At 69.9% G+C, this 24,486-nt stretch carries 36 protein-coding genes and 2 tRNA genes; 2 read left to right on the top strand and 36 right to left on the bottom strand.

Annotation, left to right across the window (positions count from 1 at the left end):
• Positions 1 to 314: 314 nt before the first annotated feature.
• The 23 genes from RJQ01_RS08055 to RJQ01_RS07945 all read right to left on the bottom strand — a co-directional run bounded on the left by RJQ01_RS08055 (position 315) and on the right by RJQ01_RS07945 (position 12,672).
• Positions 315 to 506 (bottom strand): hypothetical protein, encoded by a 192-nt coding sequence (locus RJQ01_RS08055; protein WP_350476224.1) that lies wholly within the window; start codon positions 504 to 506, stop codon positions 315 to 317.
• Positions 499 to 768 (bottom strand): hypothetical protein, encoded by a 270-nt coding sequence (locus RJQ01_RS08050; protein ID WP_350476223.1) that lies wholly within the window; start codon positions 766 to 768, stop codon positions 499 to 501. The genes RJQ01_RS08055 and RJQ01_RS08050 overlap by 8 nt, the downstream gene beginning before the upstream one ends.
• A gap of 34 nt (positions 769 to 802) precedes the next feature.
• Positions 803 to 1,264: a hypothetical protein gene (locus RJQ01_RS08045; RefSeq protein WP_350476222.1), complete on the bottom strand. Its 462-nt coding sequence runs from the start codon at positions 1,262 to 1,264 to the stop codon at positions 803 to 805.
• On the bottom strand, positions 1,261 to 2,253 hold the full coding sequence (locus tag RJQ01_RS08040) for a hypothetical protein (RefSeq protein WP_350476221.1): 993 nt from the start codon (positions 2,251 to 2,253) through the stop codon (positions 1,261 to 1,263). Before RJQ01_RS08040 ends, RJQ01_RS08045 begins: the two co-directional genes overlap by 4 nt.
• 119 nt (positions 2,254 to 2,372) lie before the next feature.
• The gene (locus RJQ01_RS08035; protein WP_350476220.1) at positions 2,373 to 2,531 is read right to left on the bottom strand and encodes a hypothetical protein; all 159 of its coding nucleotides are present in this window, start codon (positions 2,529 to 2,531) and stop codon (positions 2,373 to 2,375) included.
• Entirely contained in the window at positions 2,531 to 2,995 is a 465-nt protein-coding gene (locus RJQ01_RS08030; RefSeq protein ID WP_350476219.1) for a single-stranded DNA-binding protein, read from the bottom strand. Before RJQ01_RS08030 ends, RJQ01_RS08035 begins: the two co-directional genes overlap by 1 nt.
• Positions 2,992 to 3,234, bottom strand: a complete 243-nt coding sequence (locus tag RJQ01_RS08025; protein WP_350476218.1) for a hypothetical protein — start codon at positions 3,232 to 3,234, stop codon at positions 2,992 to 2,994. Before RJQ01_RS08025 ends, RJQ01_RS08030 begins: the two co-directional genes overlap by 4 nt.
• On the bottom strand, positions 3,231 to 3,809 hold the full coding sequence (locus RJQ01_RS08020) for a hypothetical protein (RefSeq protein WP_350476217.1): 579 nt from the start codon (positions 3,807 to 3,809) through the stop codon (positions 3,231 to 3,233). The genes RJQ01_RS08025 and RJQ01_RS08020 overlap by 4 nt, the downstream gene beginning before the upstream one ends.
• 369 nt (positions 3,810 to 4,178) lie before the next feature.
• On the bottom strand, positions 4,179 to 4,634 hold the full coding sequence (locus tag RJQ01_RS08015; RefSeq protein ID WP_350476216.1) for a methyltransferase domain-containing protein: 456 nt from the start codon (positions 4,632 to 4,634) through the stop codon (positions 4,179 to 4,181).
• 48 nt (positions 4,635 to 4,682) lie between these two features.
• Entirely contained in the window at positions 4,683 to 5,135 is a 453-nt protein-coding gene (locus RJQ01_RS08010; protein ID WP_350476215.1) for a hypothetical protein, read from the bottom strand.
• Positions 5,132 to 6,847: a DNA cytosine methyltransferase gene (locus RJQ01_RS08005; protein WP_350476214.1), complete on the bottom strand. Its 1,716-nt coding sequence runs from the start codon at positions 6,845 to 6,847 to the stop codon at positions 5,132 to 5,134. The genes RJQ01_RS08010 and RJQ01_RS08005 overlap by 4 nt, the downstream gene beginning before the upstream one ends.
• Positions 6,844 to 7,233 carry a hypothetical protein gene (locus RJQ01_RS08000; RefSeq protein WP_350476213.1) on the bottom strand — a complete coding sequence of 130 codons (390 nt, stop codon included), beginning with the start codon at positions 7,231 to 7,233 and terminating at the stop codon, positions 6,844 to 6,846. The genes RJQ01_RS08005 and RJQ01_RS08000 overlap by 4 nt, the downstream gene beginning before the upstream one ends.
• Positions 7,230 to 7,829, bottom strand: coding sequence for a DUF2637 domain-containing protein (locus RJQ01_RS07995; RefSeq protein WP_350476212.1), 600 nt, complete (start codon positions 7,827 to 7,829; stop codon positions 7,230 to 7,232). The genes RJQ01_RS08000 and RJQ01_RS07995 overlap by 4 nt, the downstream gene beginning before the upstream one ends.
• A gap of 2 nt (positions 7,830 to 7,831) precedes the next feature.
• Positions 7,832 to 8,284 carry a hypothetical protein gene (locus tag RJQ01_RS07990; protein ID WP_350476211.1) on the bottom strand — a complete coding sequence of 151 codons (453 nt, stop codon included), beginning with the start codon at positions 8,282 to 8,284 and terminating at the stop codon, positions 7,832 to 7,834.
• Positions 8,281 to 8,733: a hypothetical protein gene (locus RJQ01_RS07985; RefSeq protein ID WP_210416759.1), complete on the bottom strand. Its 453-nt coding sequence runs from the start codon at positions 8,731 to 8,733 to the stop codon at positions 8,281 to 8,283. Before RJQ01_RS07985 ends, RJQ01_RS07990 begins: the two co-directional genes overlap by 4 nt.
• Complete coding sequence (locus tag RJQ01_RS07980; protein WP_350476210.1) at positions 8,730 to 9,062, bottom strand: hypothetical protein; 333 nt, start codon at positions 9,060 to 9,062, stop codon at positions 8,730 to 8,732. The genes RJQ01_RS07985 and RJQ01_RS07980 overlap by 4 nt, the downstream gene beginning before the upstream one ends.
• A complete protein-coding gene (locus RJQ01_RS07975) occupies positions 9,046 to 9,795 on the bottom strand; it encodes a hypothetical protein (RefSeq protein ID WP_350476209.1) in 750 nt (249 codons plus the stop codon). The genes RJQ01_RS07980 and RJQ01_RS07975 overlap by 17 nt, the downstream gene beginning before the upstream one ends.
• Complete coding sequence (locus RJQ01_RS07970; RefSeq protein ID WP_350476208.1) at positions 9,792 to 10,760, bottom strand: YqaJ viral recombinase family protein; 969 nt, start codon at positions 10,758 to 10,760, stop codon at positions 9,792 to 9,794. The genes RJQ01_RS07975 and RJQ01_RS07970 overlap by 4 nt, the downstream gene beginning before the upstream one ends.
• A gap of 2 nt (positions 10,761 to 10,762) precedes the next feature.
• A complete protein-coding gene (locus RJQ01_RS07965) occupies positions 10,763 to 11,035 on the bottom strand; it encodes a hypothetical protein (protein ID WP_350476207.1) in 273 nt (90 codons plus the stop codon).
• Positions 11,028 to 11,375 (bottom strand): hypothetical protein, encoded by a 348-nt coding sequence (locus RJQ01_RS07960; RefSeq protein WP_350476206.1) that lies wholly within the window; start codon positions 11,373 to 11,375, stop codon positions 11,028 to 11,030. Before RJQ01_RS07960 ends, RJQ01_RS07965 begins: the two co-directional genes overlap by 8 nt.
• A gap of 3 nt (positions 11,376 to 11,378) precedes the next feature.
• Positions 11,379 to 11,708 carry a hypothetical protein gene (locus RJQ01_RS07955; protein ID WP_350476205.1) on the bottom strand — a complete coding sequence of 110 codons (330 nt, stop codon included), beginning with the start codon at positions 11,706 to 11,708 and terminating at the stop codon, positions 11,379 to 11,381.
• A complete protein-coding gene (locus RJQ01_RS07950; RefSeq protein ID WP_350476204.1) occupies positions 11,705 to 12,106 on the bottom strand; it encodes a hypothetical protein in 402 nt (133 codons plus the stop codon). Before RJQ01_RS07950 ends, RJQ01_RS07955 begins: the two co-directional genes overlap by 4 nt.
• Positions 12,107 to 12,120: 14 nt before the next feature.
• Complete coding sequence (locus RJQ01_RS07945; RefSeq protein WP_350476203.1) at positions 12,121 to 12,672, bottom strand: hypothetical protein; 552 nt, start codon at positions 12,670 to 12,672, stop codon at positions 12,121 to 12,123.
• An 87-nt stretch (positions 12,673 to 12,759) separates the two neighbouring features.
• Between RJQ01_RS07945 and RJQ01_RS07940 the strand changes: the two genes are divergently transcribed.
• Positions 12,760 to 13,020, top strand: coding sequence for a hypothetical protein (locus RJQ01_RS07940; protein ID WP_350476202.1), 261 nt, complete (start codon positions 12,760 to 12,762; stop codon positions 13,018 to 13,020).
• 11 nt (positions 13,021 to 13,031) lie between these two features.
• Here RJQ01_RS07940 and RJQ01_RS07935 read toward each other — a convergent pair whose 3' ends face one another.
• The 4 genes from RJQ01_RS07935 to RJQ01_RS07920 form a co-directional block, all read right to left on the bottom strand.
• Positions 13,032 to 13,220, bottom strand: a complete 189-nt coding sequence (locus tag RJQ01_RS07935; protein ID WP_350476201.1) for a helix-turn-helix domain-containing protein — start codon at positions 13,218 to 13,220, stop codon at positions 13,032 to 13,034.
• 358 nt (positions 13,221 to 13,578) lie between these two features.
• A tRNA-Ile gene (locus RJQ01_RS07930) sits at positions 13,579 to 13,652 on the bottom strand.
• A gap of 55 nt (positions 13,653 to 13,707) precedes the next feature.
• Positions 13,708 to 14,958, bottom strand: coding sequence for a glycosyltransferase (locus RJQ01_RS07925; RefSeq protein WP_350476200.1), 1,251 nt, complete (start codon positions 14,956 to 14,958; stop codon positions 13,708 to 13,710).
• A 106-nt stretch (positions 14,959 to 15,064) separates the two neighbouring features.
• Entirely contained in the window at positions 15,065 to 15,982 is a 918-nt protein-coding gene (locus RJQ01_RS07920) for a DMT family transporter (RefSeq protein ID WP_350476199.1), read from the bottom strand.
• A 41-nt stretch (positions 15,983 to 16,023) separates the two neighbouring features.
• Between RJQ01_RS07920 and def the strand changes: the two genes are divergently transcribed.
• The gene (def, locus tag RJQ01_RS07915; protein WP_350476198.1) at positions 16,024 to 16,590 is read left to right on the top strand and encodes a peptide deformylase; all 567 of its coding nucleotides are present in this window, start codon (positions 16,024 to 16,026) and stop codon (positions 16,588 to 16,590) included.
• 37 nt (positions 16,591 to 16,627) lie between these two features.
• Here def and RJQ01_RS07910 read toward each other — a convergent pair whose 3' ends face one another.
• From RJQ01_RS07910 to RJQ01_RS07870, 9 genes are all read right to left on the bottom strand, one after another.
• Positions 16,628 to 16,942: an AzlD domain-containing protein gene (locus tag RJQ01_RS07910; RefSeq protein ID WP_350476197.1), complete on the bottom strand. Its 315-nt coding sequence runs from the start codon at positions 16,940 to 16,942 to the stop codon at positions 16,628 to 16,630.
• On the bottom strand, positions 16,939 to 17,706 hold the full coding sequence (locus RJQ01_RS07905; protein ID WP_350476196.1) for an AzlC family ABC transporter permease: 768 nt from the start codon (positions 17,704 to 17,706) through the stop codon (positions 16,939 to 16,941). The genes RJQ01_RS07910 and RJQ01_RS07905 overlap by 4 nt, the downstream gene beginning before the upstream one ends.
• The gene (locus RJQ01_RS07900) at positions 17,703 to 18,113 is read right to left on the bottom strand and encodes a response regulator (protein ID WP_350476195.1); all 411 of its coding nucleotides are present in this window, start codon (positions 18,111 to 18,113) and stop codon (positions 17,703 to 17,705) included. Before RJQ01_RS07900 ends, RJQ01_RS07905 begins: the two co-directional genes overlap by 4 nt.
• Entirely contained in the window at positions 18,113 to 19,027 is a 915-nt protein-coding gene (locus RJQ01_RS07895) for a sensor histidine kinase (RefSeq protein WP_350476194.1), read from the bottom strand. Before RJQ01_RS07895 ends, RJQ01_RS07900 begins: the two co-directional genes overlap by 1 nt.
• Before the next feature lie 150 nt (positions 19,028 to 19,177).
• Positions 19,178 to 19,253 (bottom strand) — tRNA-Asn (locus RJQ01_RS07890).
• Positions 19,254 to 19,308: 55 nt separating this feature from the next.
• A complete protein-coding gene (locus tag RJQ01_RS07885; protein WP_350476193.1) occupies positions 19,309 to 20,298 on the bottom strand; it encodes an NAD(P)-dependent oxidoreductase in 990 nt (329 codons plus the stop codon).
• Complete coding sequence (locus tag RJQ01_RS07880) at positions 20,295 to 21,164, bottom strand: ATP-binding cassette domain-containing protein (RefSeq protein WP_350476192.1); 870 nt, start codon at positions 21,162 to 21,164, stop codon at positions 20,295 to 20,297. Before RJQ01_RS07880 ends, RJQ01_RS07885 begins: the two co-directional genes overlap by 4 nt.
• 56 nt (positions 21,165 to 21,220) lie before the next feature.
• Positions 21,221 to 23,137, bottom strand: coding sequence for a DNA primase (gene dnaG, locus RJQ01_RS07875; protein WP_350476191.1), 1,917 nt, complete (start codon positions 23,135 to 23,137; stop codon positions 21,221 to 21,223).
• A gap of 33 nt (positions 23,138 to 23,170) precedes the next feature.
• Complete coding sequence (locus RJQ01_RS07870) at positions 23,171 to 24,460, bottom strand: deoxyguanosinetriphosphate triphosphohydrolase (RefSeq protein ID WP_350476468.1); 1,290 nt, start codon at positions 24,458 to 24,460, stop codon at positions 23,171 to 23,173.
• Positions 24,461 to 24,486 lie beyond the last annotated feature (26 nt).

The following is a 24,486-nucleotide window of genomic DNA, read 5'->3' as shown; positions in this document are numbered from 1 at the left end:
TCATCGGTCGCCCTCCCCTGAACCCTGCGCGGGCGGGTCGACCTGCTCGCCGCACCAGAAGCACCGACCGCCCTCGAGGCGGAGCGTCCCCGCCCGAGGGTCGAGGCACCGGTGTTCGGGCTTCGCTGAATCCTGCGGAGTCGGGACAGCGCTCCTGCGCGGACGCAGCCTGTCGGCCTCTCGCTCGGCACGGCGCAGCGCGCTCCTCAAATCGCCGCGCCCTGCCTCGCCATGAACCCACTCGTGGAGGCTTCTGACCTTCCGCCGAAGATGACCTGCGTGAACGTTCCGACGCACCATCCGCGCGCGGCGGCTCACGAGTCGTCCTCGGAATCCGGCAAAGTGGGGTACTGGTCGGCGTTCGCCTGCGCTGGGCCGGGGCACCGGTCGACGTGCCAAAACTCGGCGTCGTCGCGCGCTTCCGTGGCCGTGAGGAAGCCCTCGCCCATCCAGCCGCACTTGGAGCATCGTGCGTGCGCCAGCGAGATCAAAGTGATGTCAGGCACGGTCGGCCTCCTCGGAAACAGGCAAAGTCGGGTATTGAGCGAAGGTCTCGCCAACCGCCCGAGCGGTCTCCTCGATCTGGCGCGCCAGCAGCACCACGGCGTCGATCATGAACGCGCGTGCGGCCTGGATCATGCGGGCCGCTCTCACCGCCTGCGCCGGGCTCATCACTGGTTGCTGACCGAGCCGTCGCGTCGCGGCGTCGAACCTCCGCTCGGCATCCTCCAGGTGGCCGTCGATCGCGCCCTCGATGTCGATGTTCACTGCCCGCTTCCAGAGCTGCGGTTCGATCCACGGCTCAGCGTCCATCGTCGGTCACCCCCGACCCGGGCACCAGAAGCGTGAGCGGCCAGCGCGCGTCAGGCAGATCGGCGAGCCACCCATTGTTCTGCTCGACCTCGCCCGCGCTTTCCCCCTCGGTCGGAATGCCGACGTAGAACAGCTCGCCGTCACCGGTCACGCCCAGCAGCATCGGCTCCTCGCTAGGCGTCGACACCGCGCACCACGGCAAGCTCTCGAGCTCGAGGTACTCCGAGACCTCCTGCTCGCCGCGGAACATCGTCGCTGTCGGCGCGGCTGCGGCCTTCGCCCCCTTCGGCCGGCCGCGACGCTCCCGCATCCGCTTGTCCATCTCGAGCAGCGCATCCTCACGCACCATGCCCGCCGTGATCGCCAGACCCGATTCTCCCCACCGCTTGATCGTTCGCTCCGACCGCTCTACCCGCGCTGCGGCCTTCTCGATGCTCAGGAACCGAGTCACGACGACTCCGCCGTCTCAGCGTCGACCACCGTCTCGCCCGGAGTCTCCGCCAGCTCGGTCGCCAGCGCCGCGAGTGCCGCCGCACCGTCGCGCCCCTCGACGGCATCCCGGATCGCCGTCACGGCCAGTTTCACGCCGCCCGCGATGAGGTCACCGTTCGCGTAGTTCGCCCGGACGTGCTGGCCGAGGTCTTCGGCGATCAGCGCGAGCTGCTCACCGATCGCGGGCACCGCGCCGATGATCGCCGCCGCGGGCACACCGAACCGGCCCGCACGCTGCACTCCCTCCGCATTGTCGAGGACGTACTGCACGCCCGACTTGATCGCCTCGCCGAGGTCGATGTCCTTCGGCTTGATCTGCTCTCCCATGTCACTGCCTCTCTCTCTGCGGCCCTCCCGAGCGTGCTGACCAAACGCAGCCGCCCACAGGCCGTCATCGTCCTTGTCTGTCTTCCTCCACCCGCACGACGCGCACGCGAACCACGACCGCGCGAACCGATGCCGAGGCGGCGTGACCTTCACCGACCGCGTGCCGCACTCCGGGCACGGCTGACTCGCCCACCGGGCGCGATCCTCCAGCGGCCACCGAGCGAGCGCCCGCGTGATCGTCCAGAACTCCGGGTGATCCTCCAGCTCGTGCGACATCACCAGCCGCCACCACTCGAGCACCGCGTCAGCGTCGTTCGCGAGCGCGTCGAATGTGCTGAGCACGAACTGCACCGCCTCGAGTGCCTGCGAGTACGCAGTGTCGCTCGCCGCTCCCGGCTCGAGCTTCCCACCGCCGATCACGTGCATGATGTCCGCCGACGCATCCAGCAGGTCCGCCGCGACGGGTGCGGGCGTGCCCTCCGGCGTCGACCCGGAGACCGTCGTGCGATCGTAGGCCGTTGCCTTGAGCGGGTCCGCGATGCTGCGCAGCAGGCCCACCAGCTCGGGTGCCGCCTCGATACGACGACGCAGACGGTTGTAGCAGCGGTCGCAGATCAGCACGCCGTCTCGAGCCTCGACCGGCGCGCACCCGCGGCACTCACCATCGTTCAATCCGAAGCCCGAGCACGTCGCATAGTGGACTCCCGCGACAGTGCATCCGCGAACGCAGGGACGGCCACTCAAGACAGCACGCCCGCGATCACGACGACCGACATGACCACCGCGGCCAGCGCCAGCAGCGCCGCGAGTCCGAGGGTCGGCCCCGCGAAGTAGTAGCCGAAGTAGTACGCCGAGATGTACCGGCGCACGCGGCGCTCCTCCTTCGTCCGCTTCACCATCAGAACGGCGTGTCGTCGGACCACGGCTCGGACGGCGCAGTCTGCTCGGTCGACCAGGACTCCGCGGCCGGCTGCTGCGCGCTCGGCGACGAGCTGCGGTCAGTCGCCCGCGTCACCTGTGCGGTCTGCCAGCGGAGCGCCGGGCCAATCTCGAGCACGTCTAGCTCGAACGTCGTCCGCTTGTCGCCACCCTCGGTCTCGTAGCGGCGCTGCTTGAGGCGACCCTGCACGATCACGCGAGTGCCCTTCGACAGCGACGATGCGACGTGCTCGGCGTGCTCACGCCACACACTGCCCCGGAGGAACAGCGGCTCGCCGTCCTTCATCTGGCCCGACTCTCGGTCGAACTCGCGCGGGGTCGACGCGACGGTGAAGTTCGCGACGCCGAGCCCGCTCTGCGTGTACCGCAGCTCGGGATCGGCGGTCAGGTTGCCGACGATCGTCAGCACGGTTTCTCCGGTCATCCGGTGATCCTCCTCAGGTTGTTGGGGTGCATCGCGTCGGCGACTGCCTCGGCGTCTTGGTCTCGGTCGAATCGGTGGAAGGCCCGCACGGTGGCCTGGTGGCGACGTGCTGCTGCGAGGGTCTGGAACCGGAAGCCCGCCGAGCGAAGGTCGGCGAGCGCTCGGCGCTCGGCTCCGTCGACCTCGGCGAGCACACGGTCCAGCACGGTGTGCCGATTCCGGTCAGCTCGAGTGCTCACTCAGCCAGCCCCTCGGCTTCGGCCTCCGCTTCGGCGCGGAGCCACTGGTCGTGCCGCTTGCGTGCAGAGGCGCAGCCACCACAGGCGAAGTCGGTTCCGTGCGGCTGGTGCTTCCGGCAGAACGGGCTCGGTTCGGTCTCGTCGCGAGCGTCTCGCGATGGTCCCCGGCCCCCCTCCCCGGCCCCCTCCTCGCGACCGTCCTCCCGGCCCTCCTCCCCTCCCCCCTCTACCGCGAAGGTCTCGCGAGAGGCTCGCGAAGACCTCGCGAGCGGTTCGGTGGTCGGTGGTGCCGGGAGTCTCGACCTCGAGCCGCGGTCGACGGACGGCCAGTCGGTCAGGGCGAGGAGCTTCCTTCCGTTGATCGAGTACGTCTCGATGTACCCGACCTTCACGAGCGCTCTCAGGTGCTCCCGGATCGTCGCGTCGGTCACTGCCGTGTCGAGCGGCCAGAGCTGCCCGCGGATCAGCGCCGGGGTCGCTGACCCTCGCCCCTCGTCGTCCACGTAGAACCGCAGGCCGATCCCGGTCAGCCTGACCGGTGGTGGCAGCTCCATCAGCGTCTCGTCCGCGAACATGCTCGGTGGCACGGCGCGTTGTCTGTTCGTCAAGGTCATGGCGTGCGATCCCTCGGAAGATGGTCTTGAGCGCGAGCCGAACGAGGTCGGCCGCGACGCGGAAACACTCGGTCCAGCCGCGAGCGTTCGGGAGTATGTGGGCGCTCTCGTCGGCGTCGGCGAAGGCCTTCGGGAAGTGCTTCGCCAGCTCGCGCAGGGCGTAGCGCTCGTACCCGGCCGGTGTGTCGCGCCAGAGAATCAGAATGCGACCACCCGTGGCGGTCAGGTGTCGGAGGCGGTGCATCTTCCACGCCCGGCCGACCTTGAGGATGCCCAGCTCCTCCCACCAGACCGCGTACGTGATCGCACGCTCCGGGATCACGAGAGTGCTCATGACGGCTCCTTCCGCACTACTACGACGCCCGCTGTCGGAAGCGCCTTCGCGGCTCGATCGATAGCGGATGCGGCGCGAGTGCCGAACCCGAACATCGCGAGCGGCATCGAGCTGCGCTTACCCGCATGGGTCGGATGAACGAACGCGAAGTCACGCATCAGCCAGACCTCCGTCGACGCGCGCAGCATCCGGTCGAACCACGCCGCGTTCGCGACAGGGCCGAGCCACAGACCGCAACCGTGCGCGATGAACCGATCGGCCCACGGCGTCGCGTTGCTGAACGGAGGATTGCACCAGACGAACCCTGCCCACGGCTGCGAGAGACCGTCGTCTTCCCGAGTGAATCGGTTCCGAGCAGGTACGAACGTGTCCAGCCCGATCGGACTCGCCGGGTCCGTGTCGAACGTCTCGCCGAGCGCCTCGAACAGCCAGGGGGGGGGTGAAACGCTCATCGGTCTCTGTGCCCTGGATCGGCAGCGCGAACAGGGGCTCGCTCGCGCTCATGCGGCCACCGCCTGTGCGGCCCACTCTTCGCGAGCCGTCAGCGCGAGCGTGCGCATCGCTCGCTGAGGGGTGCGGCCCGTGCCACGGCGTCGTGCCGAGTTGACGGCGTTCGTCACGGGCTCCAGGTGGAACTCGTTCACGCAGAACCGGTAGCGGCACACCGGGTAGACGTGATCCAGGAACGGCCGGTCGTGCGGGACCGCTCCGAAGCGGAGCATCCAGACGACGCGGTGCGCGCGGACCACGAGCGAGCGGGACTGCGGGAGGCGGATCACGCCGTACCCCTCCGACGACATCGCGCCGGTCCAGATGTCGCAGTCGTCCTCGCCCGCGTTGCGCGTGTCGATCTTCGCCGTGAGCCTTGACCGGAAATCCTCGTCGTCGCGCAGCTCGAGCACCGCCTCGGTGACGTGCTCGGCGACGGTCGCGTGCCAACGCTGCTCGCTCATGCGAGTGCCGCCTTGACGTGCTCGCCGATCCAGTGAGACGTGTTGACCGGCACGGCGTTGCCCGCACCCTTCGTCGTCTCGGACTTGTTCGCCGCCGACGTGTCGTACTCCTCCCAGAACCGCTGCGCGCGAAGATGCTCCCGCGGGCCGAGCATGCGGAACCGCACGTCCTCGAGCTCGAACGGCAGCTCGCCCTCGTACATCTCCGTGGGGCGCTTGCGCTGCGGGATCACGAGCGCGTGATTCCCGCCCGTTCCCGTGATCGCGTGCGTCGGCTCCATCACCGACGTGTTCAGGTGTCGAGCCTCGCCCTTCTGCGTGTACTGGCGCGACAGGAACGCTCCAGGCGGCACAGCGAGCCCGTGGTGATTCCCGCCCGCGGTGACTGCCGCGAGAGCCTCTTCGGACGAGCGCGCGGTGCCGGTGCCATGCATGTCGGCGACGTAGGGCGGCACCACGAGGTTGTGGTGCGCGCCGCCCGCGACGACGGTCCCGAGCGAGGTCATGCCCGGATCGGTGCTGCGGCGCTCGCTGCCCTTCTGCTCTCCGTACTGCTGGGAGAGGAACGGCGGGAACGCGAGGCCGTCGCCGATCTTGGTCGAGCGCGTCGGCAGCGGCCCGCTCTCGAGCATCTGCGCTCGGTGGTCCTGGTCGTGGTTGATCGCCGTGAGGTACGGCGGGACGCTGAGCGCGTCTCCGGTGCCGCCCGCCTGCCGCGTCATGAGCGGCCCCTCGTCGGCCGCGAACGCACGGTAGTAGGCGCGCGGGTCGAGGTAGCGCGGGTGCGCCGCGTTCGCGGCATCCCACGTCTGGCCGTGGTGCTGCACGACGGCCGGGCGAGCGAACATGCGAGCGCCGACCTCGACGCGACGCATGGTCGCTGCCGCGAGCGCCCGCATGCCGAGCGACTCGCGGTCGCCGATGCGCGTTCCGAGGTCGCTCCAGTCGATCACCGCGGCAGCGGGCAGGACGTAGGGCTCGACCACGTGCCGCGCGTGCTGGTTCGCCGCGCACACGTAGACGTACTGCCGCCCGTACTTGCCGACCTGGATCGGGAGCGACTTCTTCCAGTCCTGCCGAGACTCGACCACCGCGTCGCACTGTGAGCACCACGCCAGCGGGCGAGGCTCAATGCGGGCGATCTTGACGCCCGGTGCGGCGAAGACGATGTAGATGCGGTCGCGCCACTGGCCGGCCGGAGCGTTGCCCGGTCCGTAGATGTGAGCTGCGGAGACGTTGACGATCTGCCACGTGTAGCCCATCGCCTCCCACATCTTGAGCCACGCCGGGAACAGCGGCCAGGCCGCGACCTCGGGCACGTTCTCGATCATCACGGCCTTGAAGCTGCGCGCCTCGGTAGCTCGGATCGGGTCGAACATCGTCGCCCTGCTGCGGTCTCCTGCGTCGGTCGGCACGTAGTCCTCGAACAGGTCGAGGTCCGCTGCGCGAGCGCGCCTGCGTCCGCCCGCGGGGCTGTGCCACGTGCATTCGGGCGAGGCCCAGAGCACGTCGGCGTTCCTCGGGAGGCGGCGCATGTCGTAGCCCGAGAGGTCGCCCTGCACGTGGTCGGCGGTGCGGTGGTTGGCGCTGTGGACGGCGATCGCCTTGTCCCAGTGGTTGTAGGCCGTCGCCAACTCGTAGCCCGCCTCCACGAGGCCGGACGAGCTGCCGCCGAATCCGGCGAAGAAGTCGAGGAACCGCGGGCCGCTCATGCTGCGACCTCGGTCGGCGGCGGCGTCTTCGACACGCCCCCGTCATCGTCCAGGTACACGAGCCCGTAGAGCACGTGTGCGACGGGCACCTGGCGCGGGTCTTCGTGCGAGTAGACCGTGAAGCCGAGCTGGCGCGCCTCCGCGGGCTTGGCGTGCGCCCAGCCGTGACAGCCGGTCGTGCCGGAGCCGCAGAGCAGCAGGCCGTTCGATACCTCGTCGCCGCCGCGGCGTGACTTGAGCTTGCGATGGTGGCGCGACGCGCCCTCGGATATGGCGATGCCGCAGCACGCGCAGCACTGCCTCTCGCGCTGGTCGATCTTCTCGTTCCGCTCCTCGAGGGCGCGCCCAGTGAGGCGCAGCGGTCGGGTCGGCTTTGGGTGGCTCACGCTGCGTTCTCCCTGAGAGCGCCGAGCATGTCGGGCTCCTCCTCGGGCTCGGTGTCGAACAGGGTCGGGCCGGGCTCGGGGCGCGGCTTGCGCTTCCGAGCGCGCGGCGCGCGGCGCTGCTTCGCTCGAGGGCGCGGCGGGCGGATCGGCTTCGTCACGACCAGCCACAGAACCTCGGTCATCGCCAGGATCAGCCAGGGGGCGAGCGCGTTCGTGAGCGCGCCGAGCGCGGCCGGGATCGTGTCGAAGCCGCTCTCGGCGACCGTGTGCAGGAAGTTCGCCGCCGACGAGAAGATCGTCAGGGCGAGGATGCCGACGAGCAGGCGGCGGGCGCGGATGCCGCGCTTGCGGAGCGCGCCCCGCGCGAGCGTCAGGACGATCAGCGGAATGTCGATCATGACCGGCGTCAGCCAGAGCAGACCGTCGTGGAGGAGCTGCTGCTCGGCGACGTAGATGAGCCCGTTCCACGAGGTCGCCACCGCGGCGAGCAGCGTGAGCACGACGCCCGCGACGATCGCGCGATGCCAGCCGATGTGATCGGGATTGACGGTCTCGGCCGCTCCAGTGCGGTGCTTCTTCTTGACGATTCGGGGCATGGTCAGTCTCCTTGACGGTAGGTGCCGAGCACCTTGTCGAACGGGATTCGGTCGGTCCACGAGAAGCCGGTATCGACCGACACCGTGGTGCGGTTCACCTTGCGAACGGTGCGCCACCCGGTGCTCGTCTTCACGGCGTCAGCGCCGACGATCTGGTCGCGCGTGAAGGGCACGCGGCCCTCCTCGGCGCGAGCTGCGTCGAGCTGCTTGGTGATCGCCTCGACGGTCCGCTCGGCCGCGCTGAGGCGGTCCAGGCTGCGGGCGTAGCGGGCGAGGAGCGCGTCGGCGCGGGCGTCCGCGCTCGCGCTCGGCGTGCGGCGGACGCCGGACACCATGCCCGGGTCGTCCGGCGTGCGCGCCGCGACGAGCTTGTCGACCTTCGCGTGGTAGCTCCGCACGGCGTCCAGGTGCGCCTGCGCGCGCTCGAGACGGACGGCAAGCTTCGCGGCGCTCATCGGTGCTCCGGCCGCAGGTTGGCGTTGATCGACCGCAACACTTCGATGTCCTGCGCGATCGCCTTCGCGTAGTCGCGGGCGAACTCGTAGAGCAGCCACGCCGTGTCGAGAGCGTCCTGCGCGGCGATCATTCGCTCATCAGCGTGGGCGAGCATCCGCCGCTCGGTCATATTCGCGCGCGGGTACTCCTCGGCCAGGTCGCGGACGACCTTCGCGAGCGTCACCCGCATCGCGTTCTCGGCCGTGCGCAGCTTCGCCCGGTAGGCGTTCAGGGCGTGCGGTGCTCGGGCGTTCGCGCTGCGCGCGTGGATGAGCGCGCCCATCGCCTGCATCGGCGTCGGGAACATCTCGAGCAGCTCGTCCTCCGACAATGCGGCGAGGTTGAGGGGCACCAACTCCATGCCGATGTCCTCGGTGACCTCGCCCGTGATCGGGTTCGTCTCGGTCACGAGACGCCCATACCGAGGGAGTAGCCCTCACGGACGCCGGAGGCGACCATCTCGGCGACGGTGCGCTGATCGTTCAGCGAGGTCTGCCACTGGGCCACGATGCGCTCGGCAATGTTGTCCGCATAGTCCTTGACCGGCTGCTGCTCGGGCGCACTCTCGGTGCCGTCGATGTCGCTCGCGCGGACTCCGGCCGCGAACAGGCGACGGGCGATGCCGCTGAGCGTGGCGTCGCCACCCTCGGGCAGGGTCGCCTTGCTCAGCTCCCGGTAGAGGTCGGCGAACTCGCCCTCGATCTGCTCGGCGTACTCCATGTCAGCCACGAGGGCCACGCGGCTTCTGCTTCTGCGGGCGACGAGCGCCCTTGGGGCGGCGCACCGTCTCCTCGAGGCGCACCTTCGGCGGCTTCGGGACCGGGCGCGGCGACGCGGCCTGCACAGACCGCTCCGGCTGCGGTCCCACGATGCCGCCCTGCGCGAGCTTCGGCGTCGGCATGATCGCGGCCTCGGGGCCGCTCTCGCGCAGCTCGCGGATGCGGTGGCGGATTGCGCGCTCGAGTTCGACGGTCACAGCTCGCGCCTTCTTGGCCTCGGTGTGGAGCAGGCCGACCGCCGCTGGCGTCTCGGCGGCGGCGAGGTCGGCGAACCAGTCGCGCTCGGTCGACGCCGCGCGGGGCGGGTCGACGGTCAGCTTCTCGTCGGGCTCGCGTCGCTCACCGATCACGTCGCGGAACGCGCGGCGTAGCGCGGCGCGGATCGCGAACGCGCCGAACAGTGCGATCGGCTTCCGCCCCCACAGAGCCCGCCAGTCGTCGTCGGCGGGGAACGCCTCGTCCCATCGGACGATCACGACCACGGGGTGATCCACGCCCTTGCGGTAGACCGTCGCACGGCAGAGCGCCGGGTGCTCGTTGTCCTCGGACGGGAGCCACGCGCTCGTCCACGCCATGCCGTTGTCGCTGAACTCCGGCGCGTCGGTGCCGTTCCACTCGCCCGTGCCAATCGCGATGCGCTCGTACTCGGCGAGGGTCTGCTGGACCTCCTCGAGAGTGGTCTCCGTCGTCATGCCTTCTTCTCCTTGGTCGGGGTGATCGCGAGCCGCGTTGAACGGACCGTCTTGTGGTAGATCGCCGTCGCCGCCTTCGTGGCGTCCGCAGCTCGCTCGAGCAGGTCGGCGTGACCAGCGAACGACTCGGGCTCGGCCTCGGCCCATGCTTCGGCGTCGAGCGCCTGCTTCTCGGACACCGTGTAGACGAGCTGCGCGGCCCGGCCGGCGAGCTTGAGTCCGTTCTCTTCCGCACCCTCGGTCGCCGCGATGTGCACCCGGATGCGCTGCTCCGCGGCCTTCTCGTCCGCCGCGGCGTCGTTCTTCCGCGAGCGGGCGTCGGCGAACAGGGCTAGCGCGTCGTCCAGCTCGGGGTCGAGGTCGTCGGTCTCGGGCGCTCCGGCGTCCCACCACTCGAGGAACTTGTCGGCCTCGCTCACGAGCCGCTCGATGCGGCGCTCGTCGCGCTCGATCCACACGTACTGCGGATCGTCCAGCGTCGGCTCGCCGTCCTCGCCCATGACCTCCCAGAGGTAGAGCCAGCGCGGACGCCCGGTCACGTACATGCCGAACTGGCACTGGTCGTAGTGACCCTCGGGCGGCTCGCTCTGATTCGCGCCGAAGTCGAGACTCTTGACCTCCGCGCCCGCGGTCGCGCCGATGCCGTCCGGCGTCGCGCCGTGTCGGCCGTTCTCAGCGCGGACGAACAGCCGCCCGTTGGGCTCCATCGTCGGGTCGATGAACTGGCTGATGTAGTCGATGAGGAAGGCCTCGCGGTGCTTGCCGCGGCGGGTGCTCGCGGTGCCGAAGAACTTCGACCCGTTGAGCTTCGACTCCAGGATGCGGAGCCACGTCGAGCGGCCTCCGACCGCGATCGAGTGGACCTCGGAGGCGGTGACGCGGCCCGCACGGGCATCCAGCCACTCCTGCTCCGTGGCTTCATCCTCGGTAACGGATACGAGGGGCGGCAGGGTCTCGGTCTTCATGATCAGGCGTTCCTCTCGTCAGACGTGTACGCACACTTGATGCAGCCGAAACGGCGCGAGCGGGTCTCGAAGAATCGCTCGGGCCAACCGCAGTGCGGGCAGTCGGCGTCGATCGCGACGCGGAGCCCGTCGCCGCCGAGGGTCGGGTCGCCGTGCGCCTTGCGCTCCACGAGCGCGGCGACGTGACTTTCTGCTCTGCGCGTTGTGACATCGACTGCGCGCATGAAGCCGCTGATATCGGGCTCGATGATGACCTCGACCACTCCGCTACGCATCGTCCGCCTCGCCCTCTCGGCGGAACGTCGTCGCGAGCGGGTCGCCGACGCCGAAGTCGAAGTCGAGAGTGCCGCCGTCGACCCGCTCGGCGCGGACGCGGCCCATGACCTCGAGCACCGCTTCGATGTCTTCCTGGTCCTGCACGGGTTCGATGAAGATGACGCCCGCTGTCGGCGTGTAGGTGTCGCCGTTGTCGCCGTGATCCACTGTCGTGCGCGCGCAGTCGATGACCGCGACGACGAGATGCCTCGCCTCGGGGTGACGGACCAGCTCGCCTTGGAGCAGGTCGAGCCCGCTCCGGTCGGCTTCCGGCAGACGGCCGGACAGCTTCACTGCCATGTCTCAGTCCTCCTTGCTCGCGAGCGTCCACACGCGCGCGTTCTTCCCGGTCGGCGTCTTCCGGTAGTCGCCCTCGCCGTGCTCGAGCAGACCCTTCTCGGCGAGCTCGGCGCGTGCCGAGCGGATTCGCTGAGGCGTGTATCGCGACCCGCTGTACTCGGCCCACTCCACAAGCTCGTGATCGGCGAAACCGTCGATCGGTCGCGCGTGAAACATCGAGAGCACTTCCCCCTGCGATGCCGTGAGCTGCGCGTCCCGGCCGGCGTCGACCGACGTGACGGGATCGGCCGTGCGCGATCGCGGGCTCACGCCGTCGAGCACGAGGGTGCTCACGAGGCGACCACGCGAACGGTCGAGCCGAGGTCGTACTGCGTCTCGGCGTCGCGGCGAGCTGCGTACCGCTCGGCGCGGGCGATGCGCTTCTCGTCGCGACTCGCGCGGCGCAGCCGCTCGGTGCGGGCGGCGCTGTTCGTCTCGCGGTGCGCGCGCTCGTCGGCGCGGGCCGCGGCGCGGGTCCCGCGCAGCGGAGCATCCGGCGCGGTCTCCGCACGGTAGCCCTCCGGGCCGTCCGGTGAGAACCGGCCAACAGCTCGGGTCGCCGTCGAACTCATCGGGAAGCGCGTGGCGACCGCGATGTCGTCGCCCGAGTACCAGAAGCCGTCTGCGAGCGGCGCGCTCCCCGCCGTCTCAGCGATCAGCGACACCGGGTACAGCATCGACTCGAGGCTCATCCTCGCCGCGCCCATCAGCTCGCCCGCCCGAACACCGGGTGCAGAGCGAGGAGGCGACCGCCGCGCGGTCGTACCTCGGTCACGACGTGGCCGCATCGCTGCTTCCAGATCGTGAGCGCGACCTTCTCGCGGCCGACCGGGCCGTCGCTGGCGCTGACGATCATGAGCGTCGCGCCGCGATACCAGCCGAGCTTGCCCGTGAGTGCGCCGCTGCCCATCTGCCGGGTGAAGACCTCGAACGTCGCCTCTCCCCACGCCGCCTCAGCCAGCGAGACCAGCTCGTGGCTCGGCAGGTAGCGGGAGATGCGCGTCAAGATGCCTGCCTGCTCTGAGAGCCGTGCGGTCGACAGTGGCTCGAACAGGTCGTCGTGACGGCGACCGTCGATGTAGTCGTCCCAGATCGCATACGCGGCGTCGAACCGGTCGGCGTCGGTGACCTGAGGCCCGATGCGGTCGAGGGTTTCGAGTCGCAGATCGGCGTAGGCCGCGCGAGCGTCATACTCGGCTTCGAGCCAGGCCTGCTGACCCTCTCGGATGGTCTCGTGGTTGATGGTGCGAACCGTCATGATGTGCCCTTCATTGGATGATTCGGTCTGTGTGAAGTTGTCGTGTCGCCGCTACGCGGCTTGGAGTGCGGCGGTACTCTCGCTCTCATGGCAGGCAGGCGGCGGCGCGTGCGAGACATGAAGTTCGACGTGACGAGCGACGACCCGATGGACGCCTACGAGCCCGACCTTGAGGTCGCGGTCCCCGAAGGTGTGGAGTTGCGCGTCACCCATGAGGTACTCGGTATGCAGAATCGCGCTGCCACCGACGCCGCTGATGCTCCCGAACGTGCGGGAGCGATTCACCGGCTGTGGCTGTGGAAGGCGGTTCTGACTCTCGCCATGCGAATCGATGAGCGCAGGAGCTGAGGCCGCGGTGCTCATGACGCCGAACTCGCAGGAGTGAGCAACTTCTCAACGTCCGAGCGGCGAAACCTGTACTGCCCGCCCGGCGTCACCGCGGAAGGCTTGAGCAGGCCAGCCTTGACCCATCGACGTACCGTGGACGAATCGACGCGGGCGATGGTCGCCACGTCGTGAGTTGTGATTGTCACATCTTCTTGGGTCATGGCCCAGATCATGACATGCGCGATTCGCACTCGTCAAGGTGAAATACACATGTTCTTAGATATTGCGCGAAATGCACGGCATGTCATATGCTCTGGGTCATGACCACAGAACAGCCAGCAAGCAACTGGATTCCCGATGTCGCCACATTCGGCGCGCGCCTCGCGCTCGTGCGCTGGCGCATGGGATGGAACCTCAAAGAAGCTGCCGTCGAGTGCAACCTCACGCAGAACTCCTGGGGCAACTGGGAGACGGGCTCGATGCCCCGCAACTACATCGAGGTCGTCAACCGCATCGTGCTCCGCACTCAGGTCAACAAGCTCTGGCTCATGACCGGCGAGGGCTCGCCCGAAGATGGAGTAGGGCGGACGGGACTTGAACCCGTGACCGATGGATTATGAGTCCACTGCTCTAACCAGCTGAGCTACCGCCCCGAGACCCGACGAGCGGGCCGCTCACACTCTATCGAGCACGAGCTCGCACGCGGCGTCAGCCGCGCGACGGCTCGTCATCGTGGTCGCCCGCGTCGCTCGTGACCGGTGCCGGAACATGCTCGCCCCGGTAGAGCGCCTCGAACGTGTCCAGCGTGCGGTTGATGTCGTGATCGGCGACAATCGAGAGGCTCTCGCGCTTGAGGGCCAGCAGCTCGTCGTGGGGCATGGTGAGAACGCGCGTGAGCAGCGCGGCGAATCCCGGCACGTCGCCGGGCTCGTAGAGGAATCCGTTCTCCCCATCGTGGATGAGGTGCGGAAGCGCCATCGCGTTCGCGCCGACGATCGGCAGACCGGAGGCCATCGCCTCCATCGTCGCGATCGACTGCAGCTCGGCCCGCGACGGCATCGCGAAGACGGATGCCCGCGTCAGTTGTTGCGTGAGGTACGACTCGGGCGCATGGCCGGCGAAGTGCACGCGATGGGAGATTCCGAGCTGCGCCGCGAGACGCTCGAGAGCGGGGCGCTGCTCGCCGTCTCCGATGATCTCGACCTTCACGTCGAGCTCGGGATCGAGCATGGCCGCGGCCCTGAGCAGTTCGTCGATGTGCTTCTCTGACTCGACGCGTCCGAGGAACAGCACGACGTTCTCGGTGCGCGGTGCGAGGTTCGGCGTGTAGTGGTCGATGTGCAGACCGCAGCTGATCGGGTAGACGCCCGTCAGGTGCGTGTAGCGCTCGATGTAGTCGGCCGCCTTGCGCGTCGGCGTCGTCACAGCCTCGGCGAGCCCGAAGGTGCGGGCCGCCGCGTTCCACGCAGCGCGGATCGCGGGCTCGCGCAGGGGACCGATGAACGGCGTGAACTGCAGGCCGTTCTCCGGCATGAAGTGGTTGGTGCCGATGAGGCGTATACCGCGCTTGACGGCTTCGCGGGCGAGGCCGCGGCCGACGACGATGTGCGACTGGAAGTGCACGACGTCGGGCTTCACCTCGTCGAGAAGTCGCGAGGCGTTCTGCTCGATGCGCCACGGCAGCGCGTAGCGCAGCCACGGGTGCGGGTACCAGCGCCAGGAGCGCAGACGATGCACCGTCATGGGCTGGCCCTCGTGCACCTCGACCGCGGTCGAGTTGGGGCCGGACTCGGCGGCCGGTGCCACCACGTGCACCTCGTGACCGCGCTCCACGAGGCCCGCAGCGAGCCTTTCGGCGAACTTGGCGGCACCGTTGACGTCGGGCGTGAAGGTGTCGCCACCGATGAGGACGCGGAGCGGGCGGGAGGGCGCCCCGCCGGAGAGCGGTACGTCAGGCACGTCGATGAGGTTCCTTGGGGTGATCGGCGGACGCCATCGCCGGCGCCGCGGTCGCGAGAGGACCGTCGACCTACGCTATCGCAGGACAGCGCACGGACAGGAGAGTTCAGCGGTGCGTCTGCGGGTGATGCTTGGCCAGCTGGATGACGCCGAAGATCGCGACCACCCCGACGACGACGGCGACGATGGCGGCGATCGGAGGGATCAGGGACGCCTCGCCGAGCACCGTCACGCCGATGAGCACCGCGACGAGTGGGTCGACGACCGTGAGGCCCGCGATCACGAGATCGGGCGAGCCCACCGAGTACGCGGTCTGCACGAAGTAGCCGCCAAGCACAGCCGACGCGAGGAGAGCGACCACGGCGACGACCGTCAACCAGTCCAGGTTGCCGTTGAGGACGCGGTTCAGGACGACCTTCGCGAGGGTGGCCACGAAGCCGTAGAGCACTCCGGCCCCGACGATGTAGAACATCGCCGTCGCGGTTCTGCGCACGAGAGCGAACGCGACACCGAATCCGGCTGTGACGACACCGAGCACGCCGAGGACGATGAGGAGCTGCGCCTGCGTGATCTCCTGCTCGACCGCGAACACGGCGGCGATCGTGACGAACACCCCGACGCCGCCCACGCACAGGACGATCGCGCGGATCGCGTGACGATCGAGCTGGATCCGCGACACCCGCGCATTGACGATGGCGGTGATGACGAGCGCCACGACGCCGAGCGGCTGCACCACGATGAGCGGGGCGAAGCCGAGCGCGGTGAGCTGGAACACCACGGCGAGCGCGAGCATGAGCGAGCCGAGCACCCACGACGGGCGGGCGAGCAGGTGCGCGACCTGCCGCAGGCTCAAGCCAGACTTGGTGCCGTCGCCGTGCAGCGCCTCGACCTTGCCGACCCCGCGGTGCTGGAACTGGGCTCCGAGCGAGAGGAACACCGCGCCGATGAGGGCGATCGGGATGCCGATGGCCTGGAAAGGGGTGAGGCTGATCTGCTCGGTCAACTCACTCAGCTCGGGCGGCACCCGGTCAATCTACCGCCCTCGCACTCGATATTCTGAGCAGTATGGCCGTGCTTCCCCTCTGCATCACCGGCGAGCCGGTACTGCACTCCCCCGCCGCTGAGGTGGGCGCCGTCACGGACGAGGTGCGCGCCCTCGTCACCGACATGATCGAGACCATGAAGGCCGCCCCCGGCGTGGGGCTTGCGGCACCCCAGGTGGGGGTGGATGCGCGCATCTTCGTCTACGACTGGGTCGATGACAGCGGCGAACGTCACTCCGGCACGGCGATCGACCCCGAGCTGCTCGTCAGCCCACCTCCGCTCGGTGACCCCGATGACGAGGAGGACTCCGAGGGATGCCTCTCTGTGCCGGGCGAGCGCTTCCCGCTCCGGCGCTCGGAGCGCGCGCTCCTGCGCGCGACCGATCTCGATGGCCGTCGGTACGAGCTCGAGGCGCACGGCTGGCTCGCCCGCATCCTGCAGCACGAGTACGACCATCTGCAGGGAATCCTCTACGTCGATCGTCTCACCCATCCGCACGCCAAAGCCGCCCTCAAGGCCATCAAGAAGCAGTCCTGGGGCTCTCCGGGCCAGAGCTGGCTGCCCGGCCGCGATCACCTCGAGGACTGAGCAAGCCCACCACCCGCGCCGGGGGGAGGCGGGCTGGTCAGGCGGCCCAGCCGAGCATCCGCAGCAGCGCCGCGAAGGCGGCGGCCGCGACGATGACGAGGATGAACGGCGCACGCACCGCGAGGAGCCCCGCCGCGATCACGAGCGCCGGAAGACGCGCGTCGAGCACGAGCTGCTGCCCCGCGCTCACCGTCTGGACGACGATGAGAGCCGAGAGCAGCGCAACCGTCGTGAGGTTCGCCGTACGCGCTGCCGTCGGGGTCTCCAGCACCCGCGGAGGCACGAGGAAGCCGACGAGCTTGAGCGCCAGTACCGCGATCGAGGCGAGCAGAATGATCTGCCAGAGCGTCATCGGTGCGCCTCCCCCGCGTCGGGAGCAGGCGGCCCATGCTCGTCGAGCGCCGCATCGTGCGGACTCAGAGGTTCTGTGCCGGGGCGACGCCCGAACAGATCGGGCAGTCCGACGATGAGAGCCACGAGAGCCGCGACGAGCACCGGCAGCCCCGGCGGTAGCGCCGGGATCGCAACCACAGTGACGACCGCGGCGGCGACCGCCACGACGACGGGCTGCAGTGCGCTCAGCCGTGGCCAGACGAGCCCCAGGAAGGCCGCGGCGGCGGCGGCGTCGAGGCCGAAGCGGCTCACGTCGCCCAGCAGGTCGCCGAGGAGCGCCCCGGCGAGGGTCGTCAGGTTCCAGCCAATGTAGATGATGAGCCCGGTCATCCAGAAGCCCAGCCGCTGACCCTCCGGAGTCGGCTGCGCCGTCGCGACAGCGGTGGACTCGTCGATCGTGAGGTGGCCGGCGGCGAGTCGCCGGACCCAGCCGGGGCCGACAATGGGAGAGACGCGCACCGCGTACAGCGTGTTGCGCAGCCCCAGGAGCGTGGCCCCGGCGATGGCCGCCGGGCCCGCCGCCGTGCCGCCCGAGGCGAGAACGCCGATGACGGCGAACTGCGAGCCGCCGGAGAACATCACGAGGCTCAGCACGCACGTCTGCCAGACATCCAGACCTGCGGTCACCGCGAGCGCGCCGAACGACACCCCGTAGGCCGAGACGGCCAGGCCGACGGCGAGCGACGCGCGCCGGGCATCCCGACGCGCCGCCGTGTCGCTCACGCGCGCGCTCTCCGGGCCGTCGCGGCGGCGCGCACCGCGGTCAGCAGGGTTTCCGGCTCGGCATCCTTGTAGAGGAGCGCCTCCGCCCCCGCCTCAGCGGACGGGCCGACGAAGTCCTCCAGGTCGAGAGCGGTCACGAGCACGATGCCGGGAGGGGCGCCCTGCTGGCGCACCTGGGCGTCAGAGCGGATCCGCTGCGCGGCCGTGAGCCCCCCGACGCGCGGCATCCGCACATCCATGACCACGACGTCGAGCGGCATGCGCCGAGCGAGCGCGAGAGCCCGTGCACCGTCCGTCGCCTCCCCGACGACGCTGATGTCGTCCTGCGCCTCGAGGATCATCCGCCAGCCAAGGCGCTGCTGCGACGAATCGTCGACGAGAAGAACCGACGCGGATCCGGCCGACATCATGCCTGCTCCCGGGGCACGAGGGGTGGCGCCGTCATCGTCGAGCGCAACGAGGGGAACACGACCGCCAGCGAGAAGCCCACACCGGGTACGGGCGCCGCAGTCAGAATGCCGCCGTACAGCTCAGCGCGCGAGCGCATCTCGCGGATGCCCTGCCCTGTCACCTCGTCGGTGAGCGCTCGCAGATCATCGTCAAGGGTGTACGCGCGCTGCTTCGCGTCGTTCGGGTCGACGCCCTCGCGGCGTGCTGCGGCGCGCGCGCCGTCATCCTCGACCTTGATCTGCAACCCATCCGTCGACCAGGTGAACGACACGCGCGCCTGCGTGCCCACCCCGCCGTAGGTGAGGGCGTTCGCGAGCGCCTCCTGCAGGATGCGGTAGATGGCGAGCTCGACGCCCTGCATGAGGTCGACGCGCTTGCCGTGCTCCTCGAAGACCACGTCGAGACCCGAATCACGCATGACAGCGAACAGCTCGCGTGTGGAGCGCAGTTGCGGGTGCGGCTCCACGCTCGCCTCCCCTTCGCGCACGATGCTCATGACGCGACGCAGAACCGCCTGCGTCGCCCGCGCCGTCTCCGCCATCGCCTCGGCAGCGCGCGCGGCCGCCGCGGGATCCCGCTCCGCGGTGTAGCGGATGCCGTCGGCGCGCGAGATCACCGTCGAGATGGCGTGCACCGACAGCTCGTGCAGCTCGCGAATGACCCGCAGTCGACCGGTCTGCTCCGCCAGGGATAGCTCGAGATCGATGCGCTCCCGCTCGGCCGCCGTGCGGTCGAACGCGGTGCGGAGGGCGCGGCCGCGCGCACGCGCCCAGGCGATCAGGAGCACCACCGACAGCAGCAGAAGCACGACCGCCGCCGGGCCGAGGATGAGCACCAGGAACATCGCGTTCGCGGCGATCCACTCATCCATGACGCGCTCCTGACGCTCCGGCCCGAATCGGGCACCGACGCTGCCTGCACCTCGACGGCGGGGCTTCTGCCACGCTATCGCGGCGCGCTCCGCTCGCGCACCCTGCCCGCGATCCGACGCGGATCGTGAGCGCACACGAGAGGGAGGGGGTGGCTCCCCGAGTTGGACTCGAACCAACAACCTGCCGGTTAACAGCCGGCTGCTCTGCCAATTGAGCTATCGAGGATCGTGAAGGAACAGCGGGCACTACGGTATCAGACCGCGCCGGTGCTGCCGCACGCTCAGTAGCCGGCTGACGGGTCGACGAGACCCACGAACCGCCCGTCGCCGAGGAAGCCCCGCACGTTCTCCGTGATGCGCTGCGCCAGAAGCGGCGCCGTCATCTCCGGAGTGTCCGCCGAGTGCGAGGTGATGAGGCAGCGCGGCTCGCTCCACAGCGCGTGGTCAGCCGGCAGCGGCTCCGGGTCGGTCACGTCGAGGCCCGCCCCGGCGATCCTGCCCGACGCGAGAGCCGCTACGAGCGCGGCGGTATCGACGAGAGGGCCGCGCGCGATGTTGATCAGCGCGGCGCCCTCGGGAAGCAGCGCGAGCTCGCGGGCACCGATGAGGTGCCGGCTCGCCAACGTCGAGGCCGCGGCCAGGATGAGCACCTCGGCACGCGGGAGGACGTCGTGCAGGGCATCCGCCGCCACCGTCTCGTGCGCTCCCTCGAGGGGCTCGGCAGTGCGGCGCACGACAGTGATCGTGACGCGGTAGGGCTCCAGCAGCCTCATGACCTCCCGGGCGATGCCGCCCGCGCCGACGATGACCACGTGCCGTCCGTACAGCGACAGGCCCGTGCGGGCTTCCGCCCACCGAGCACGGCGAGCCTTCGGAGCGAACTCGCGCAGCACCGCCTGGGCAAGCGCGACAGCGTGCTCGGCGACCGGCTCGGAGTACGCGCCCTTCGCGCTCGTGAAGATCGGACCACCCCTGTCGGGCAGGCTCGCGAAGACCTCGGCGAACGCGTCCACCCCCGCCCACGGCAGCTGCACCCACCCGATGGCGGGATGCGCCGCCAGCAGCGCCGCCAGCTCGTCCGCGCGCCTCTCGCTCAGCCACACGAGCCCCCGGGTTCGTGCGTCCACCTCCGCCACCTCGCCGCCGCCCGCCACGACCGCGTCCACGAACGCCTCCGGAGCGGTCGGGAGCATCGCGATCGGCCCCGGATCGGGGCGGGTCGTCGGGATCGCACCGCTGCCGGAGAGCGGGTCGCGATGCTGCGGGCTCACGACGACGCTCCGCCCGCGTGCTCGGGCGCGAGCTCGGCCAGGCGCCGCACGTAGGGATGCGTGCCCTCCTGCAGCACCGTGTCGATCGGGCCCATGCCGACGAGCGCACCCCGGTGCAGCACGGCCAGGCGCGTCGACAGGCGCCGCACCTCCCCGATCTCGCTGCTCACCACGAAGGCCGCGAAGCCGCGCTTCCTCTGCACTTCGGCGAGGTGCCCGAGAATCGTCGCCCGCACCGTCGCATCGACGCCCGACGTCGCCTCGTCGGCGACGAGCAGCTCGGGGTCAAGCACGAGAGCGCGGGCGATCGCGACGCGCTGGCGCTGGCCGCGGCTGAGCTCGTGCGGATACTTGGGGATCGTCGCGAGGGTCAAGTGCATGGCGTCGATGGCCTCGGCCACGATGCCGCCCGCCACCTTTCGATCGAGGTCGTCGTCGCGCTCGAAAAGCGGCAGGGAGACGTTCTCGCCGACGGTGAGGTGCGGGTCGAGCACCGCACCCGCGTCCTGCGGCACGTAGCCGACACGCAGAGCGAGATCGGCGTCGTCCTTGCGCCGCAAGCGACGCACGTCGATGCCGAGAACCTGCAGAGAACCGCCCGTGATCACCGGACCTCGCTCGATCGTCCGCGAGGTGAGCCCCGCTATGGCCCGCGCGAGCGAGCTCTTACCGCTGCCCGACTCCCCGATCATGGCGAGGGTCTCCCCCGGCGCGATCTGCAGGCTCACGCCCGAGACCGCCTTGACGCCACGGCGCAGGCCGCCGGCGTAGCCCAGGCTCAGATCATCGGCGATCACCGCGGGAGCATCGACCGGCTCGGCGCGCGACGCACCCTCGACCATCGTCGTGGTGGGCTCCTCGAGCACGGCGTCTCCCCTCGCGCAGGCCGGTGAGGCTCCAGACTAGCGAGAGCGCGAGGCGGTCAGTCTCCCCGTACCCGCCGACGCTCCGTCTCGATGTCGACCATTTGCTGCTGGAGGGCGCGATAGCGGTCAGGATCCTGCGCCGAGTCCATCCGCTGCAGGGCGCCGAGCAGCTCGGTCTTGCGCCTCAGGAGGTCGCGCTCGATGAGCGACACCGTGACGCCGCGGCAGTAGGTGGCCACGTGCCCGTCTCGGATGGGTAGAGGCGCGATCGCGAGCTGGGTCACGAGCGGGCCGAACGCGCTCGGAGCCTCCTCCGAGACCCGGCGCACCCAGTCAGGGGAGCCGTAGTGCTCCAGGGCCACGAGCAGGGCATCCCGCACCGTCGCGAGAGCAGGCTGACTGAAGGTCGTCTGCAGCGCGGTGCGCGCCGTCTCGATCGGTACCTCGCCCGGATGCTGGAGCAGAGCCATGAGCAGCTCCTGCTCGAGTCGCGACACCGGGTCGGACGGCAGCTGGGCGATGCCGATCGTCGGCGCCTCCGACTCGCCGACCGCCGCGGCCGCATCGCCCGCCGCGATCCCGCCGCGGCCGTCCCCCCCGCGCGGCCTGGCGGGGGCAGCACTGCGCGGCGCACGCGCCGCCTGCTGCCGGGCGGCGTGCACAGCACGCCCCACCTCGCGCGGCTCGATGCCAATCCAGCCGGCGACGGAGCGCTCGTAGCCGATCGAGAGCGCCTGATCGCGGATGTCGGCCACGATCGGAGCGGCCGCCCGCAGTGCCGAGACGCGCCCCTCGACCGTCTCGAGGTCGAAGCGCTCGAGCTGTCGGCGCACCATGAACTCGTACATGGGCTTGCGGTTCGCCACCAGGTGCCGCACCGCGTCATCGCCGCGCTCGAGGCGCAGATCGCACGGGTCGAGGCCCTCCGGAGCGACGGCGACGTAGGTCTGCGCCGCGAACCGCTGCTCCTCGATGAACGCGCGGCTCGCCGCCTTCTGCCCCGCCTCGTCGGGGTCGAAGGTGAAGACCACATCGCCGAGCTGCGTCGTGTCGGCATTCGCGGTGTCACCCATGATGCGGCGGATGACCGTGATGTGGTCGCCGCCGAACGCCGTACCGCACGTCGCGACCGCCGTCGTGACGCCCGCGAGATGGCACGCCATCACGTCGGTATAGCCCTCGACGACGACGACCCGCTTCTCGCGCGCGATCTCGCGCTTCGCGAGATCCAGCCCGTACAGCACCTGCGACTTGTGGTAGACCGGCGTCTCCGGAGTGTTCAGGTACTTGGGCCCCTGATCGGTCTCCAGCAGCTTGCGTGCCCCGAAGCCCAGAGTCTGCCCCGTGGTGTCCTTGATGGGCCACACCAGACGACCTCGGAACCGGTCGTAGGTATTGCGCTCACCCTGCCCCAGCAGTCCGCTCGCGAGCAGCTCCTCCTGTGTGAAGCCGCGGCCGCGCAGGTGCGTGCCCAGAGCGTCGAAGCTCGCGGGCGCGAAGCCCACCGAGAAGCGCTCCGCCGCCGCCGGGTCGAACCCTCGGGAGCCGAGGAAGGAGCGTGCCGGATCTGCCGCGGGCGAGCTCAACTGGTCGCGGAAGAACTCCTCCGCGGCCGCGTTCGCGGCGAGGATGCGGCTGCGGTTGCCCTGATCGGAGACCGCGCCGCCCTCTTCGTAGTGCAACGCGTAGCCGAGGCGCCCCGCGAGCCGCTCGACCGCCTCGGCGAAGGTCACGTGGTCCATCTTCTGCAGGAACGTGAAGACGTCGCCGCCCTCGCCGCAGCCGAAGCAGTGGTAGAAGCCCACCTGCGGGCGCACGTGAAAGCTGGGGCTGCGCTCATCGTGGAAAGGGCACAGCCCCTTCATCGAGCCGACACCTGCACTCTTGAGAGTCACGTAGTCGCCGACGATCTCGGCGAGATTCGTGCGCGACCGAACCTCGTCGATGTCGCTGCGTCGAATCAGGCCTGCCACAGAGGCGATCCTAGTTGGCGCGGCACAGGCGGATCAGCGCAGCCCGCGCCCCTCCACCCACCGCTCGTGCCAGGTCGTCGCCGACTGGTCGGTGAGGGAGGCGATCTGGTCGACGACGACCCGCCGCCGAGCCGTGTCATCCGCGGCCTCGGCGAAGTCGGCGCGGAAGTCGCGGCGCAGGGCCTGAGGGCCCGCCGCCCAGACGGCCTCTGCGAGATCGGTGAGAACTTGGCGCTGGCGCGCATAGAGCGGCTGGCGCTCATCGTTCGCCATGACAAGAGTGCCGACCACACCCTTGAGCACGCCGATCTCGGCACGCGTCTCGACGGGCACGACGACCCCCGCCGAGTAGCGCGCCAGGGAGGACTGCGCGTGCGCCGCGCGAGTGGCGTGCACGGCCTCGTGGGCGAAACGGCCGATGAGCCGGCTCGTGAGGTTCTTGAGCCGCGCCAGGTTGGCTCTCGTGCCCGACCACTCCGTGACCCACGTCTCGATGCCCTGCAGCCTGGCGAACGCGGCGCGCACGTCGTCCTCGGCGAGCTCATCGCCCATCCAGCGCAGCACACCGTGTACGAGATCCTCGTGATGGTCGCGGCTCGCGAGAATGCCTGCGTCGACGACTCCGCCCACGATCGCATCCTCGAAGTCGTGCACCGAGTACGCGATGTCGTCGCTGAGATCCATCACCTGAGCCTCGATGCTGGGCACGCGCTCTGGCGCGCCTTCTCGCATCCACTCGAAGGCTGCCGCGTCGTCGGCATACACGCCGAACTTGCGGCGACCGCCCGGATCGTCGACGCCCAGGGCGAGCGGCCACGGATACTTGCACGCGGCGTCAAGGCTCGCGCGCGTGAGGTTGAGGCCATAGCTCTCGCCCTCCGGACCCATCACCTTCGGCTCGAGCCTGCTCAGCAGCCGCATCGTCTGCGCGTTGCCCTCGAAGCCGCCGATGTCGGCCGCCCACGTGTTTAGGGCGCCCTCGCCGTTGTGCCCGAACGGCGGATGCCCCAGGTCGTGGGAGAGGCAGGCAGTGTCGACCACGTCAGGGTCGAGACCCAGCGCCACCGCGAGCTCGCGGCCCACCTGGGCGACCTCGAGCGAGTGCGTGAGGCGATTGCGCGCGAAGTCGACGCCCGCCGTGGGGCTCAGCACCTGCGTCTTCGCCGAGAGGCGGCGCAGCGCGCTCGAGTGCAGCACGCGGGCACGATCCCGTGCGAAGTGGCCGCGGTTCGTTGTGTGGTGCTCGGGGTGGCGCCGTGCGGCGTCGTGCTCGGTGTACGGCGAGAGCGCGGGCCGAGTGCGGTGCGGCTCGTGCCCCGCCAGGGCGGTCTGGCCTTCCTCTGCCACTG

Origin of the sequence: Microcella sp. (assembly GCF_040286215.1) — a bacterium.
Lineage (GTDB): Bacteria > Actinomycetota > Actinomycetes > Actinomycetales > Microbacteriaceae > Microcella.
This window is presented reverse-complemented; position numbering and strand designations above follow the sequence as displayed.